This is a genomic window from Streptomyces sp. P5F9, assembly GCF_057961495.1.
In genome coordinates this window covers 1-15,081 of sequence record NZ_JBXVPZ010000020.1, presented here as the reverse complement: position 1 = coordinate 15,081, position 15,081 = coordinate 1, and the positions used below count along the sequence as shown (strand labels likewise).

Annotated in this window: 9 protein-coding genes and 1 pseudogene; 5 read left to right on the top strand and 5 right to left on the bottom strand. The window is 71.9% G+C overall.

Translation table 11 applies throughout. The annotated features are described in order from the left end of the window. The first annotated feature begins 95 nt into the window (after positions 1-95). The gene (locus AC31A1_RS06215; RefSeq protein ID WP_489652238.1) at positions 96-2,009 is read left to right on the top strand and encodes an N-acetylmuramoyl-L-alanine amidase; all 1,914 of its coding nucleotides are present in this window, start codon (positions 96-98) and stop codon (positions 2,007-2,009) included. A 72-nt stretch (positions 2,010-2,081) separates the two neighbouring features. On the opposite strand, the gene AC31A1_RS06210 is transcribed toward AC31A1_RS06215, so the two are convergent. Beyond that, complete coding sequence (locus tag AC31A1_RS06210) at positions 2,082-4,976, bottom strand: AAA family ATPase (protein WP_489652237.1); 2,895 nt, start codon at positions 4,974-4,976, stop codon at positions 2,082-2,084. Between the two features lie 321 nt (positions 4,977-5,297). Here AC31A1_RS06210 and AC31A1_RS06205 point away from each other — a divergent pair, with 321 nt between their 5' ends. From AC31A1_RS06205 to AC31A1_RS06190, 4 genes are all read left to right on the top strand, one after another. Next, positions 5,298-6,983 (top strand): peroxidase family protein, encoded by a 1,686-nt coding sequence (locus AC31A1_RS06205; RefSeq protein ID WP_489652236.1) that lies wholly within the window; start codon positions 5,298-5,300, stop codon positions 6,981-6,983. 132 nt (positions 6,984-7,115) lie between these two features. Further along, a complete protein-coding gene (locus AC31A1_RS06200; protein ID WP_489652235.1) occupies positions 7,116-9,053 on the top strand; it encodes a serine protease in 1,938 nt (645 codons plus the stop codon). Positions 9,054-9,122: 69 nt separating this feature from the next. Beyond that, positions 9,123-9,557 carry an OsmC family protein gene (locus AC31A1_RS06195; protein WP_489652234.1) on the top strand — a complete coding sequence of 145 codons (435 nt, stop codon included), beginning with the start codon at positions 9,123-9,125 and terminating at the stop codon, positions 9,555-9,557. Between the two features lie 184 nt (positions 9,558-9,741). After that, positions 9,742-11,412 (top strand): hypothetical protein, encoded by a 1,671-nt coding sequence (locus AC31A1_RS06190; RefSeq protein ID WP_489652266.1) that lies wholly within the window; start codon positions 9,742-9,744, stop codon positions 11,410-11,412. A gap of 93 nt (positions 11,413-11,505) precedes the next feature. Here AC31A1_RS06190 and AC31A1_RS06185 read toward each other — a convergent pair whose 3' ends face one another. From AC31A1_RS06185 to AC31A1_RS06170, 4 genes and pseudogenes are all read right to left on the bottom strand, one after another. Continuing rightward, on the bottom strand, positions 11,506-12,147 hold the full coding sequence (locus tag AC31A1_RS06185; protein WP_489652233.1) for a cutinase family protein: 642 nt from the start codon (positions 12,145-12,147) through the stop codon (positions 11,506-11,508). 95 nt (positions 12,148-12,242) lie between these two features. Then, a complete protein-coding gene (locus tag AC31A1_RS06180) occupies positions 12,243-13,520 on the bottom strand; it encodes a PucR family transcriptional regulator (RefSeq protein WP_489652232.1) in 1,278 nt (425 codons plus the stop codon). 122 nt (positions 13,521-13,642) lie between these two features. Beyond that, positions 13,643-14,590, bottom strand: a complete 948-nt coding sequence (locus tag AC31A1_RS06175) for an alpha/beta hydrolase (protein WP_489652231.1) — start codon at positions 14,588-14,590, stop codon at positions 13,643-13,645. Between the two features lie 9 nt (positions 14,591-14,599). Next, a pseudogene (locus AC31A1_RS06170) lies at positions 14,600-15,081 on the bottom strand (polyketide synthase); the annotation flags it as partial.

Here is a 15,081-nt window from a genome sequence, read left to right as displayed (position 1 = left end):
TGGAAGCTTCCGCACAGTGGTTCGGGCAGCGTCACCCCGCACGTCTGCCTCAGAGCACTTCATACATTCAGGGCACTACATACAAGGGAAGAGCCTTGCAGCAATCCTCGCGTAGAAGATCACCCCGGAAAGTGCTGGCCGGGATTCTGGCCGGCGGCGCCGTGGCCGCAGGCTGTTTCGCCGTTCTGCCGTCGACGGCGCAGGCCGCCCAGGCCCCGGGCGCCGACCGGCAGTCCTCCTTCGCCGACGCGGCAAAGGAGTTCGGCGTACCGCTGCCCGTGCTCCTGGCGGTGTCGTACCAGGAGTCGCAGTGGGACGACCACGACGGGCACTACAACACCTCGGGCGGATACGGCCCGATGAACCTGACGGACGTCACCGCCACCATGGTGTCCGGGGGCGCGACGGGTGCTGTCGGCCGCGGTGACCTCGCCGAGCTGACGTCGGACCCGGCGCTGCACACCCTGGACGCGGCGGCGAAGCTCACCGACACCCCGGCGACGAAACTGCGCACCGACGACCGCGAGAACATCCGCGCCGGTGCCGCCCTGCTCGCCTCGTACCAGCGGGAGTTGACGGGCAAGGGCTCCACCGACCCGGCCGACTGGTACGGCGCGGTGGCCAAGTACAGCCAGTCGTCGGACCAGAAGGCCGCGCAGCTCTTCGCCGACCGCGTCTTCAAGACCGTGTCCTCGGGCGCCTCGCGGACGACCGTCGACGGACAGCACGTCCGCCTCGCGGCGCAGAGCGCGGTCCACCCCGAGACGCGGCAGCTGTCCGAACTGAAGCTGAAGGCCGCCACGACGGCCACCGACACCGAGTGCCCGGCCACCGTCGACTGCACCTTCCTCGCCGCGGCCGCCTCCAACGGGCAGGTCGCGGGCCGCCCGGACGACGGCGTGCAGATCAAGTACATCGTCCTGCACGACACCGAGTCGTCCTACGACGCCGCGATCAAGACGTTCCAGACGGTGGGCTCCGGCGACTCGGCGCACTACGTCATGCGGGCCTCGGACGCGGCCGTCACGCAGATGACGCACACCAAGGACATCGCCTTCCACGCCGGCAACTACTGGTTCAACATGCACTCGGTCGGCATCGAGCACGAGGGCTACGCCGCGCACGGAGCCACCTGGTACTCGCAGGCGCAGTACCAGGCGACGGCCGATCTGGTGAAGTACCTCGCCGCGAAGTACGACATCCCGCTCGACCGCGAGCACATCATCGGCCACGACAACGTGCCCGGCCCGCAGGACAGTTACGTACGGGGCATGCACTGGGACCCCGGCCCCTACTGGGACTGGACGGCGTTCATGAACATGGTCGCCCCGTCGAGGGCGGTCCACGCGCAGAGCGCCGCCCGGCACGCCCCGAGGGTGGGTTCGGCGGTCACCATCAGCCCCGAGTTCGCGACCAACCAGCAGACCGTCCAGGTCTGCCCGGCCGACGACCCCACGGGCGCCACCACCGCCTGCACCGAGAGCACCGCGCCCTCCAACTTCCTTCCGGTGCGCACCGGTCCGAGTGCGGACGCGCCCCTGTTCGCCGACCCGGCCATCCACCCCGGCGCCGGCGCGGGCACCGACTCGATCCACGACTGGGGCAGCACCGTCCAGGCCGGCCAGCAGTTCGTGGTCGCCGACGTCGACGGCGACTGGACCGCCATCTGGTTCAGCGGCGCGAAGGTGTGGTTCCACAACCCCCACGGCGTCAACACCTGCGCCGCGCCCGGCGCCACGATCCTCCACTCCGGCGACCAGGCCGCGACCCTCTACGGCTCCGGCTACCCGCAGGCGTCGGAGTACCCGTCCGGCCTGTCCCCGTCCACCCAGAAACCCCTGACCGTCTACGGCTTCCCGGCGGGCCAGGCCTACGTCGCCACCCAACCCCCGGTCAGCGCCGACGACTTCTTCGTCTCGGGCGACACCTACGTCACCGGCGCGGCCAAGTACTACACGATCCAGTACAACCACCGGGTCGTCCTGGTCGACGCCTCACAGGTCTCCTGAAGCGGCCAGCGCGGGCGGCACACACGTCCTGCCCGCACCGGACTCCGTCGTACCCCGACTGCCCGTGCCCCGCTACCCGGTGACCCCGGCATGGGCCAGGCAACGCGCCAGGTCCGAGCGGGAACGGACGCCCAACTTGCGGTAGACGCGGGTGAGATGGGCCTCGATCGTCTTGCGGGAGAGGAAGAGCGACGCGGCCGCCTCCACGTTGCTGAGGCCCTCGCCGATGGCACGCGCCACCTGGAGCTCCTGCGGCGTGAGCAGGGCCACCGGAGGCGGTTCGTCCCCGTGGACGGCTGAGCGGTGTCCGGTCGCCGCGACCTCCGCCTCGGCCCGGACCGCCCACGGAACAGCGCCCAGCGCGGTGAACGTCCGCTGTGCGAGCAGCAGCGGCTCCCGTGCCGCGGACGGCCGCCGGAACCGGCGCAGCACCTCTCCCGCGACGAGCCGTGTGCGCGCCGCCTCGAAGGCCATCTCCTTGTCGGCATGGACGCGTTCCGCGACGGCCAGCCAGTCGGCGGCCTCCTCGGCGGACCGCGCGAGCATCAGCCGGCACCGGGCGTGGGCGGCCGCCGGCCACGCCAGACCGGTCGCCGTGTCGCGCTCCCGCAGCCAGTCCGCGACGGCCACGGCACCCTCCCGCGCCCCCGTGCGCAGACAGGCCTCGGCGAGGTCGGCCACCCACGGCATGAGGGTCGGATTGACCAGCCCCATCTCGTCGGCCAGCGCGAACGCGGCCTCCAGGTGCGTACGCGCCGCCTCGGCGTCACCGGCGGCGAAAGCGGACGTACCGAGCGCACCGCGTGCGAACAGGGCCAGGCCGCGCAGTCGGCCGCCGCACCAGCGCTCGTACCGCGCCACCCGCTTCCGGCAGTCCGCGAAGTCGCCGTGCAGGGCGTCGAGCCGCGCGAGCTGGATCAAGGCGTAGCCCGTCATCGCCAGATGCCCGAACTCCTCCGCCCAGCGCAGCGCCTCGGTGGCGTCCGCGCGCGCCATCGGCCAGCGGGACCACATCTCCACCTGGCACCGCGCCAACAGGGCGTACGGCAGGAGGGCCGGGGCGTTGTCGCGGCGCACCCCCTCGATCACCGTGTCCAGCACGCGGCGGGCGAGGTCCCCGTCGCCGGTCCACGACAGACCCTGCGCGATCTCCATCGCCGTCTGACGTTCCTCGGGGCCGGTCAGCCCACGCGTCTCCTCCAGCAGCGCGAGCAGGGTCGTACGGCCCGCGCTCACGTCGCCGCCCAGAACCTCCGCCCGGGCGCGCATGACGGCGGCCTGCCGACGCCGGGTGCCGCGCATGCCGTCCGCCAGCGCCTCGCAGCGTGCGGCGATGTCGCACGCGTCGCGTATCCGCCCGTCCATCGTCGCCGGCACCACCGCGGCCCCGTACAGCTGGGAGGCACGTGAGCGGTCCACCGGCTCCACCGTCCGGGCGGCGCCTACCAGCAGCTGGTGCGCGCGGCCCGGATCCCCGAGCCAGGTGCAGGCCTGGCCGCGCAGCAACTCGATGTCCGCAGTGAGCAACGGATCCTGACTGTGCGTCAGGGCCTGTTCGCACCACTCGGCGGCATCCCGCGTCGTACCGCCGTAGAACGCGTCGTGCGCGGCTTCGAAGAGCCGGCGGGCCGCGTCCGCGGGGTCCGGCGACAGCTCGCCGGCACGGCGCCAGGCGGGCGCGGCAGCCGCCAACGCCCCACGCTGGCGCGCCTGCCGGGCGTCGGACACCAGACGGGCGGCGACCGACTCGTCCGGACCGGGGGCGGCGGCGGCCAGATACCAGGTCTGAAGTTCGCCCGAGCTGAGAGTGGCCAGCCGCCGGTAGACCTCCAGTCGCCGGACGGTGGCGCACTGTCCCAGCACCACCGGCCGCAGCACGGGATGCCGTAGCTCGCAGGTGCCGTCCCGCATGCGGACCAGCCCGGCCGCCTCGGCCGCGTCCAGATCGGCGGTGGTGAGTCCGTCGAACGCCAACACCCGTTGCAGCAGCGGCCATTGCGGGGCGCGGCCGGCGGCGACGTACACCAGCGCCTTGCGGCTGCGCGCCGGCAGCATACGCAGTTGTCCGCGCCACGCCCGTTCCACCAGCGGCCCCGGCGCCTCCCACGAGTCGTCCCACGGCTCGGTTCCGCACGCACGGGCCCGGGCGAGTGCCGCCGCGTACTCCACCAGGACCAGGGGGTTGCCGTTCGCCAGCCGGACGATCCGGTCGGCCGCCCGATCCGTCCGGTCGAGCGCCTGCCGCCGCAGCAGCGTCCAGCACTCGTCGTCCGACAGCGGCCCCAGCGTGGTGTGCGGCACGCTCTCCTGGATCCCGTCCTCCTGCCGCCCCCGGCGTGCCGCCATGATCAGGGCCACCCGCTCCGTGGCCAGTCGCCGGGCCACGAACTGCAGGACCTGGCGCGACGAGGGATCGGCCCAGTGCAGGTCGTCGACGAGGACCAGCAGCGGCCACGACTCCCCGGCGGCGGCCAGCACGCCGAGCGCGCCCGCGCACACCGCGTACGGATTCGACTCGGCCACGTCCGTGAGCGCGAGACAGCCCTCGACGGCACTGCGCTGGGCCGACGGCAGTTCGCCGAAGTGACGGCGGAGCGGCAGCAGCACGTCGGCGAGCACCGCGTACGGCAGGACGGCCTCCGACTCCACTCCGCCGGCCCACAGCACCCGGGCACCCTGGCAGTGGGCGGCCGCGTGGCGCAGCACCATGCTCTTGCCGATCCCCGGCTCACCGCTCAGCAGCAGAGCGCCGCCCTGCCGGGGCAGGGTGTCCACCAGGCCGTCCACCAGGTCTCGTTCGGCGCGTCGGCCGACGAGGGCGGCTGGTCCCGGGAGGGACGTCCCCTCGTCGGGTGCGGCGGGAGCCACGACGCGGTACGCCCCGTGCCCACCCGAGTCCTCCGGCACGTGGACCGGGTCGTATGCCGCGCCGCCCGTCGGCACGCCGGTCATCGCTGTCTCTTCCATGACGCCCCCGTACACCCGCCGCTCCATCGCGGCGTTCCGTCATGTCTCCAGGGTGCCCCCGGGAGGGTGATCGGCGTCAGGGGTCGGGACGGTCCTACGACGGTCTCCGTACGGCGGGGTTCGCGCGGTGAGTGCATGACGCGTAGGCCCTGCCGGGTGTGTCCGGTGCCGCCGGCCCGGCAGGTGGCGTAGGTGTTCCGGCGGGGGAGCCGCTCACGGCCGCGGGAGGGCATGTCCCGGGCGGAGGCAGGGAGTTCCCCGAAGCCGTGGCGCGGACGTTCGGGAATGCTCGCGTGTTCCTAGACCTGAAAGGGGCACGGGATGGCTGAGCAGGGACAGTTCCGGCGGGTGATCACCAACCTCACGCACGGCGGACACGCGATTCTCGACACGGACGAGGCGGAGAAGATCGCCCAGACCCAGGAGAGTCTCAGCACACGCAGCACGGTGGTCCAGGAGACCACCGACGACGCGGCGCATGTGGGCACCACTTCCTTCGACTACCTGTTCCTCGACCTCGCGAAGAAGTTCCCGGACAACCACCTGCCGAATGACGACGTCCCCAAGGTCGTCACCGCCCTGCTCGCCCTGGGCTCGGCGATCGTGGAGACCCCGGAGGAGGTGGGCGCCCCGGAGCTCAACTCGCCGATTCCGACGATCTACACCTACTGGGGCCAGTTCGTGGACCACGATCTGACGGCCGCGACCGACCGCGACCTGGCGATCAGCATCACCGAGGAGAACCCGCCGCCCCTGCCGCCGCACGAGGTGGTCGCGAAGCTGGCGAACCTGCGGATCCCGTCGCTGAACCTCGACTCGGTCTACGGCGACGGGCCGTTCGCGGCACCGGTCGTGGGCAGGGACGCCGTTCCCTACGACGGGATCACGTTCCGGCTGGGCCTGCTCACGCCCGTTCCCGCCAATGTGGGCGCGCTGATCCCCCCGGTCGACGACACCGAACGGGATCTGCCGCGCAAGGCCGACCGCACTCCGCTCGTCGGCGACACGCGCAACGACGAGAACCTCGTGGTGGCCCAACTCCACGTGGCCTTCCTCAAGTTCCACAACGCGGCGGTCGAGTGGGTGCGCGACCACGAGTCCGAGTTCGAGACGGACACCGAGGTCTTCCGGCGGGCCAGGGACCTCACCCGGTGGACCTACCAGTGGCTGACCGTGCACGACTATCTGCGCACCGTGGCGCGCCCCGACGTCGTCGACCGTGTGGACACCGCCGAGGGCAACCTGCTCGACCTGGACGATCGCGGCACCTACATGCCGATCGAGTTCGCGGTGGCGGCCTTCCGCTTCGGTCACAGCATGGTGCGGGGGGCGTACGACTGGAACCGCAACTTCGGCCGCCCCGGCGACAGGGCCCCCGTGTCCACCCTGGACCAGCTCTTCCAGTTCACCGGCAGGGGCGGCTTCGTCGGCACGCTGACGACCCTCCCGTCGAACTGGCCGGCGGAGTGGGCCCGGATGGTCGACAAGAACAGCCAGTTCGCCAACCGTTTCACGCGGCTCATCGACACCAGGCTCGCGCCCCCGCTAGCCGATCTGCGCGGCGAGGGCAACGACCCGAGCCTGCCCGAGCGGATCAGGAAGCTGCTCAAGCACCTCGCCCAGCGCAACCTCCTGCGCGGCTACCGACTGGCAGCCCCCACCGGACAGGCGGTGGCCGAGGCACTCGAAATCGCACCCCTCAGCCGCGCGGAACTCGAACAGGGCAGCAGTGACGCGGTCAAGGACGCCCTGGAGTCGGGCGGTCTGTTCGACAGGACCCCGCTGTGGTTCTACGTGTTGAAGGAGTCCGAGGTGCGGGAGCTGGGCCGGCGGCTCGGCGAGGTCGGCAGCCGCATCGTCGCCGAGACCATCATCGGCCAGATCCGCAAGGACCCCGGTTCGTACGTCAACCGGACGAGCTGGAGCCCCGCACAGGGCGTCCTGCTCCCGAACGGCCGGCCGGTGCGCACGATCGCCGACTTCCTCCGGTTCGCCGGCGTCCTCTGAACCGATGAACCGACGCCCCTCTTCGAGCCGCGCCACCCACGCCCCCGCCGATCTGCTTCGGCGGGGGCGCTCGCGTGCTCCGTAGGGAGTTCCCCGAAGCGCCGCACGTCCCGCTCGCCGGACCATGCGCGCATGAACCTAGGAGAGCAGCAGCGGAACATGGTGGAGCGCTACCGGGAAACGGTGGACCAGCGTGAGGACATCCGGCGTCGACAGGTGGAGACCGGTACGCCCTTCGCCGCCGACAGCGAGGAACAGCTGCGCGCCCGCGCGGAGCGGCTGGTAAGCGGGCGTGAGGTCGACCCGGGGGAACTGGCGCCCGCGCCGTCCGACCGGGGGCCGGTGCCTCCCGCCGTCGTCTTCGAACGGATCCTCGGCGCCGCGAGCGAGCTGCAGAGCGTCAACTTCCTTGCCCGCGGGGCGCGTGCGGCCCGGGCGGTGGCTCGCATCTCCATCATCCAGGGCGGCCGGCGGGCCGGCTTCGGCACCGGGTTCCTCGTGGGGGAACGCCTGCTCCTCACCAACCACCACGTGCTGCCCGACGTGGCGACGGCGACCGGGTCCTTCGCGGAGTTCGACGTCGAAGCCGACGCCGACGGTGTCTCCAAACCCGTCGACCCCTATGACCTGGCCCCGGCCGACCTGTTCGTCACGGACCCCGCCCTCGACTACACCCTCGTCGCGGTCGGGGCCGGCGCGGACGGGAGGCGACCCGGCTCGGTGCACGGCTGGCTGAGGCTCATCGCGCAGCAGGGGAAGATCGTCATCGGCGAGCCGGTGAACATCGTCGGCCACCCGGAGGCGCGGCTGAAGGAGGTCGCGGTCCGCGCCAACGAACTGCTCAACCAGCTGCCGCAGTTCCTGCACTACCGCACGGACACCGAGCCCGGAAACTCCGGCTCGCCCGTGTTCAACGACCAGTGGGAGGTCGTCGCACTGCACCACGCCGGCGTACCCGATCCCGCCGGCGCGGGCTGGATCGCCAACGAGGGGGCCCGGGTCAGCGCCATCCTGCGGCACCTCGCCGCGGCCCAGCTGCCACCGCAACCGGCGGCACTGCTCGCCGAGTTGGGCCCACAGGCGGTGCCGGTAGGCCCGCCGACCGAGGTGTCGCCGGCGGTCGACCGCCTCGTCGCAGTCGCCGCGGTCGCCGCAGTCAGTCAGGAGCGGCTGGGCGTCAGCGGGCGGACCGGCACCGGCCGGCACGTGGTGTTCCTGCACGGCCGCGGTCAGCAGGGCCACGACCCCGCCCAGCTGCGCGCCGGATGGTGCCGGGGCCTTGCCACCGGGCTGGCGGCGGCGGGCCTTCCGCCACTGGACGCCGCCGACATCCGGTTCCCCTTCTACGGCGACGCGTTGGCCGCCGCATCGGCCAGTCGCGAGAGTGCCCCCTCCGAGACCGCGTCGACCACGGCCGAGGCGTACGTGCCCGCCGACGCCGAGGCTCGCACGGTGTACGCCGCGCTGCTCGCCGAAGCGGCCGTGGCCACCGGGATGCCCGCGTCGGAGCGTGAGCCTGAGGCCGCCGAGGAGTCGAGCCTGCTCGGCGGGGTGGTCGCCGCACTGCAACGGCCGTTGTCCTGGATCGCGGCGCGCAGCGGACTCGATGACATCGTGATCGCGGCGGTGTTCCGCGATGTCGCGGCCTATCTCGGCGACAAGTCGGTACGCGACGCCGTGCTCGAATCGGTGCTGGCCGGGCTGCCCGAGAACGGTGAGATCGTGCTGGTCACCCACAGCCTCGGTACCGTCGTCGCGCTCGACCTGTGCACCATGCTGCCCAGCGGGGTCTCGGTACCCCTGCTGGTGACCGCAGGCAGCCCCCTCGGACTGGACGCCGTGTACAAGCGACTGCTCGCCCGCGGACCGGTCCGGCCCGGGAAGGTGGACGTGTGGCTCAACGCGTGGGCCGCCGGGGACGCCGTCGCCATCGGCTGCCCGCTGGGCGACACCTGGTCACGGGTTCGCGACGTGCTCTGCGCCAATCCGAAGGACCGGGCGCACGACATCGCGCAGTATCTGTCCCACGCGCGAGTCGCAGCCGAGATCGGCCGCGCCGCCCGCGCATAGCCCGCGCCCGCGCCCACCGCTCCGCTCCGCTCCGAAGATCCGGTCCGGCTCTCTGGAAGGATCTCCGGCATGAGCGAAAACTCCCTGCGCCTCGTCACCGTCGACCGCACCGCCCCCGGCCGCTTCACCGCGACCAACGCCCGCGGCGGCACCGTCGACTTCGGTACCGCCGTCGGCGGCGGTACCGAGTTCACCCCGGTCGAGCTGCTGCTCGCCGCGATCGGGGGCTGCACCGCCGCCGACGTCGATGTGGCCACCACCCGGCACGCGGAGCCGGACGGCTTCACCGTGACCGTGACCGGCAACAAGGTCAGCGACGACCTCGGCAACCGGATGACCGACCTCGCGGTCACCTTCGCCGTGACCTTCCCGGAGGGTGAGGCCGGGGACCGGGCCCGCGCGATCCTGCCCCGGGCGGTCACCGTCTCCCACGACCGGCTGTGCACGGTCAGCCGTACGGTGGAGACCGGCACGCCCGTCACCGCGACGATCAAGGACGCCTGACCGCACCCCGTTCTCTGCGAGCAGGTGACAAGCGGGCCGGTGCGGGCTGCGTTCTTGTGAGCACCGCCTGATCCCGCGGTCCCGGCCGTCCTACGGTCCGGCCATGAACACGAGTCGCAGCAAAGGAAGTTCGCGGCGCGGAGCCGCGAGCACAGGACGGACGTGGCGCGGAGCCGCGCTCGCGGTGCTGTTGACCGCGGGCGCGCTCACCGCAGCCGCTCCACAGGCACAGGGAGACGGTGCGCGCACCGAGACCCCGGTGGCGTCGACGCATCCCGCCGACGGTGTGGTCGAGTCGGTGGTGCGGGTCAAAGTGCCGTTACCGCGGTCGTTCGGCGCCCGTCCGGCGGCCTGCGACTGGCTGTCGTATCTGCGCTACCGCTCCGCCGACGGACCGAGCGCGTCGGCGAACGCCGACCGGATCCTCGTGGCCCAACCCGGCATCCTGGAAGGGGCGGGAGCGTTCGACAGCGTCGCCCGCGACACGGTCGTCCAAGCCGCCGCGCAGGGACGGCACATCGAGTTCTGGGCCCTGGACCGGCGCTCCAACTGCCTTGAGGATCCCACCGGTATCGCCTCCGGCGACCAGCACACGGCCGTCGACTACTACTACCGGGGCAAGGCCGTCGGCGGCCGGACCTTCGCCGGGTTCGTCGGCAACGACCAGCTCGGCTGGATGGCCAAGCTCGGCATCGAACAGACCGTGCGCGACGAATACGACCTGCTCGTCGCCGAGTTGCCCGACCAGGGAGTACGGAAGAGCAAGGTGCTGTGCGGCGGGCACTCGCTCGGCGGTGTCATCACCGGCTATTTCGCGGCGGCCGACTTCGACGGCAACCCGGCCACCATGGCGGACGCCGGGCAGAACCAGTGCGCCGGGTACTTCGCCCTCGACACGACGATCTCCACGGACCTGTCGGACCTCAGCGGCAGCATCCCGGACGACACCAACCTGCCTGACATCGGGCTCGGTTACGGCGTCGTCCAGGCCGGGCTCGACAGCGGCGTGCTGTCCCGCTCGCTGTCCGCGCCCGTGCTGCTCAACCCCGAGACGATGACCCTGCTCGCCATCGCCGGCCTGGGCGCCGTACAGAACCCGAATGGCGAGGCGGACCTGCCGTCCTACCTCCCCTCCGACGTCAACATCGAGGCCACGAACCGCTTCCTGTTCTCCAAGGACGCCGCCACGTTCCTCACCGGCTCACCCGCGGTGAAGGACTTCCGGCTCACGAACGACGCCGTGCTGGGGTCGCTGATGGACGACAACTCCGTGCCCCTCGCCTTCCTGCAGAGCAGTGTCGGCTTCTTCGACGGCGGCCCGATCACCGACAAGAACTTCCCCGCCGCCAACGGCAGTTCGGACCAGTCGCAGCTCTTCGGCGTCGAGTACAAGGCCATCCCGGCTGTGCCGCACGGGCCGCTCTACACCTGGCGCGATTACGACCGTGTCGGCGCCGCCGACGACCCCGGATACCGGTCGGCCGACGGCACCCCCTTCACCAATGCCGGCAAGGAGGTCACCGACATCCACGAGCTGGCCCGCAGCATGGGGGAGCAGCCGCTGGACTTCACCGAGCAGTACTTCCCGACCAAGCTGGTCACCGACATAGAGCTGGCCACCTCACCGCAGGTCAAGCAACTCGTCGTGCACCCGGGCGGGTTGACCGCCAACCCGACGCTCACCGTGCTCGCGGGCGACGGCCTGCTCGCCGGTCACATCCCGGCCGGCCTGCACCCCGTGATCGCCCCCGGCTACCAGCACCTCGACGTACTGACCGCGGCACCCGTCCAGAACGACGGCCGCCCCGAGGTCGTCTCCAGCAGCCTCGCCGCGTTCGCCGCATCACCCGAATAATCGCCCAAGTAGCCGTCCCCGTCCGGCCGTTCCAGAACACCGATGAGGACCGGGAGGATCAACTCCCGGTCCTCATCGGCGCATTGCTACGGCTCAGACCTTGCCCGCGGCGAACGTGGCCGCCGCGTCGGCGTCGGAGGTGTAGCCGAGGTGGGCGAGGACGTCGGTTCCGCCGTTCTGGCAGATGGGGTCACCGTTGGCGCAGAAGTCGATGGTGCGGCTCTGGTAGGTGCCCGTGACGCTCTTGCCGAGGGCCCGGATCGGGTTGCCGAACAGCAGGACCGCGGCGACTCGCGGTGCCAGCGTGGCGGGGATGGTCGCCACGATCGGGCTGCCGACCACCGCGCCGTCGCTGCTGATTCCGATGGAGTTGTCGACGACGTTCGCGCCCTGCGAATAGCCGACGAGAATGAAACGCTGATCGGGGCAGGCCGCCGCTTGTGCGTTGACGTGGTTCACCACATCGGCGTTTCCCGTCGCGGCGGACGTGAGGGAAAGGTCGGCGGGATAGTTCACCGCATAGCTGGAGAGCGTCTTTCCGGTGATTTTCTGCTGGAGCGCGGAGAACACCGGGTCGCCGACGATCAGGCCGAGTGTGCCCGGCTCGAAGGTGCCGCGCGCCGCCACGACGTCGAGATCGGAGCAGGTGGCGGCCGATGCGGCGGGTGCGGAGAGGGTGGCGAGCCCGGCCCCGCCGACCAGCGAGAGCGCGGCCAGGCATAAGCGAATACGCATGGGAATCCTTTGAGGGTGGGGCGCGTGAAAGCGCCTGTGGAAAGGACTGTCCCGAAGGTATTCGCGTTCCCGTACCCGGTGTTATGGACGGGAATTCAGAAACTCTCTCTGTTTTTGTCGCTTCGTGAGTCGCGGTCACCGCCCGGTGAGTCGCGGTCGCCCTCCCGCAAAGCCGCTGAACGCAGCGCGAGGATCAGATCCAGACGGGTGCCGGGATCGTGCAGGGACGCGCCGAAGAGCTTCTCCAACTGACGCAGGCGATAGCGGACCGTCTGCGGGTGGATGTGGAGCCGGGCGGCGACATCGGGGACGTTGCTGCCGCTGAGCAGCCAGGCGAGCAACGTCTCGGCCAGCCGCGGGCGTTGACCCTCGGAAGCGGCGTCGAGCGGCGCGAGGGCCCGTAACTCCAGCTGGGCGAGCAGCGGTTCGTCGCTGTGCAGCAACAGCGTCGACAGATGGTCGGCGCACAGCACCACGCCCTGCCGGGGCAGCACCCCGCGGCCCATCAGCCCCAGCGCCCGCGTGGCCCAGTGCAGGGACCGCGCGGCCTCGACGACCGGGACCGTAGGGCCGATCGCCGCCGGACGGCCGCCCAGGCCGAGGACGAACGACCGCCCGCCGAACCGGCCGTAGCCCTCCGGGTCCGGCACCAGGACGCGCGGCGGCCGTGACTCCATGTCGGCCAGCGCGCCCGGCATCGCCGGCGGCCGGTCCTCCGCACGCGGGTCCGCGGGGCCCGCCAGCGCGATGACGGCGACCTGCGAAGGCACCCGCCACCGCGCGCCGTGCGCCAGGTCCTGCAAGGCCTCCGGGGACACCGGCCCCTGGCCCAGCAGGAGTTCGAGCAGCCGTCGGCGCCGCCGCTCCACCTCGTCCGTGCTGCGCGACTGCGCCTCCGCGTACCCGGCCGCCGCCGCCTCCGCGACCTCGTGCACGGTACGGAACGCCAGCTCGCCCAGCGCGGCCACCACCGCCGAATCCAGACCGAGTTCCTCCGCCGTACGGCCCATCAGCCGCCACGCGTGCAGCCCGCCGACGCGGATCGCCGACTGAAGTGCCTCCAGGCTGCGGCCCTCCAGGGCCTCGCCGCGCCCGAGTTCCTCGTAGTACGCCGCCGCCATCGCGGCGTTCTGGCCGTGCGGGTCGGCGATGTGGTCGACGAACAGCGTGAGCGCCTGCACCACCCCGGATCTGAGATTCTCGCGGTAGGTTCCGTCGGCCGGCCGCGCGTACTCGGGGACGTGTCTGCGGACCACCTCCTCCACCTCCGCGGAGACGGCGGCGAGTTGGGCGCGCAGCAGCTCGGCCAGGTCGGGCGGAACCAGCGCGGTTCCGGGCTCGGTGGGTACTCCGCGCGGGGTGGGGACAGCCACGACGGACACTCCTTTCCCCCGGAGGCGGCTCGCCCACGGACTGTTGCCCGTGGGACGAGGGGGACGTCCCGTGTTGGACGGTCGTCCCCTGCGCTCCGTTCCGTGCCCCGGCTGCACCGACATCACTCCGGCAGCCCCAGCGCACCGGCGAGCATCGGCCACGAGGTGGTGAACTCCCCTTTCCAGTAGGCCCAGCTGTGACCTCCTCCCGAATAGAAGTGCGCGGTGACAGGAATGCCGAGCAGGGCGAGAACGCCGGTGAAACTGTGCGCGGAGGGCCACAGCAGACTCTCCAGTGCCTCGGGCAGCCAGTCGCCCGAACCCCCGGCCACACCACTGCCGTTGGACACGTACAAGGGCGTCCCGCGCAGCCCGCCGGCCCGGGCGCGTGGATTGAAGCTCTGCCAAGTCAGCAGATCCAGAAGGGGATTGCCCCAGAGGGAGCGGGGCGCCAGATTCTCGCGGGCCACGATGGCGTCCACCAGCGAGGGCACCCCGGGGGCCGTGGTGTCGAGGATGCCGCTGTACGACGCGGCGGCCGTGAACGCGCCCGGGTGACGGGCCGCGTGCGCCATCGCCCCGTAGCCCCCGGTGGACACCCCGGCGACGGCCCGCACCCCGGACGCCCGGTAGTCGCGCGCCAACAGCGCCGGAACCTCCTGGAGTTGGAAGGTTTCGTAGTCGGGACCGTCCCGCCACGCGCTCGGGATGCCGGTCGGACCCGCGTCCGGCATCGCCACGATCAGATCCCGGCCCTCCGTGAAGGCCTCGATGTCCGTCTCCCGGGTCCAGGACGTGTAGTCGTCGTGCGCCCCGTGCAGCAGATACAGCACGGGATACGTCCGCCCGGGCCGCGCGTCGAAGTCCGACGGCAGGATCAGCCGCACCGGCGCGCTGCGGCCCAGCGCGGGCGACGACACGGACACGTCGAACGTGCGCGCCGAGATCTGGGTCGCGGCCCGGGCCCGGCCGGCGGTGGCCGTGGCACCGAACAGGACGGCAAGTCCCGTGGCCGCGGTGGCCCTTGTGACGGCGCGGCGGGATATCCCGTGGGGGTGGCGGTGCGGCATGGCGGCTCCTCAGGCTGGTTCGGCGGGTCCCTCCGGCGAGGCGAGCACCCGCCGCAGATGGGCGGCGATCTCGTCGACGTACGGCGGGTCGAGCAGCGACAGGTGGTGCCCCGCCACCGGTACGACCGTCAGCCGCGGGCACACCTCGTCCCAGCCGAGCGCGTCGTCGTCCCGTTCGTACGCCGGGTCACGCACGGTGTGCGGCGCCGGTTCGGTGGCCCGGTACAGCACCACCCGCCCCTCGTACCGGCCCGGTTGATGCGCCTCTCCGATCCGCAGATCCAGGTACGAGGCACGCTGGTGCTCCAACACGGCGGGCGGCACCTTCACGGTCCCGCGCAGGGTGCGCAGCACGAGGTCGATGCGCTCGTGGTCGTCGTCCAACGCCACGAGTTCGTCGTAGGGCAGGGGGAGTTGGACCCCGTAGGTGTCGGCGATGTGCTGGGCGAAGCCCGTGAGATGCGCGCGGGCGCGCTCGGCGGGGGTGCGGT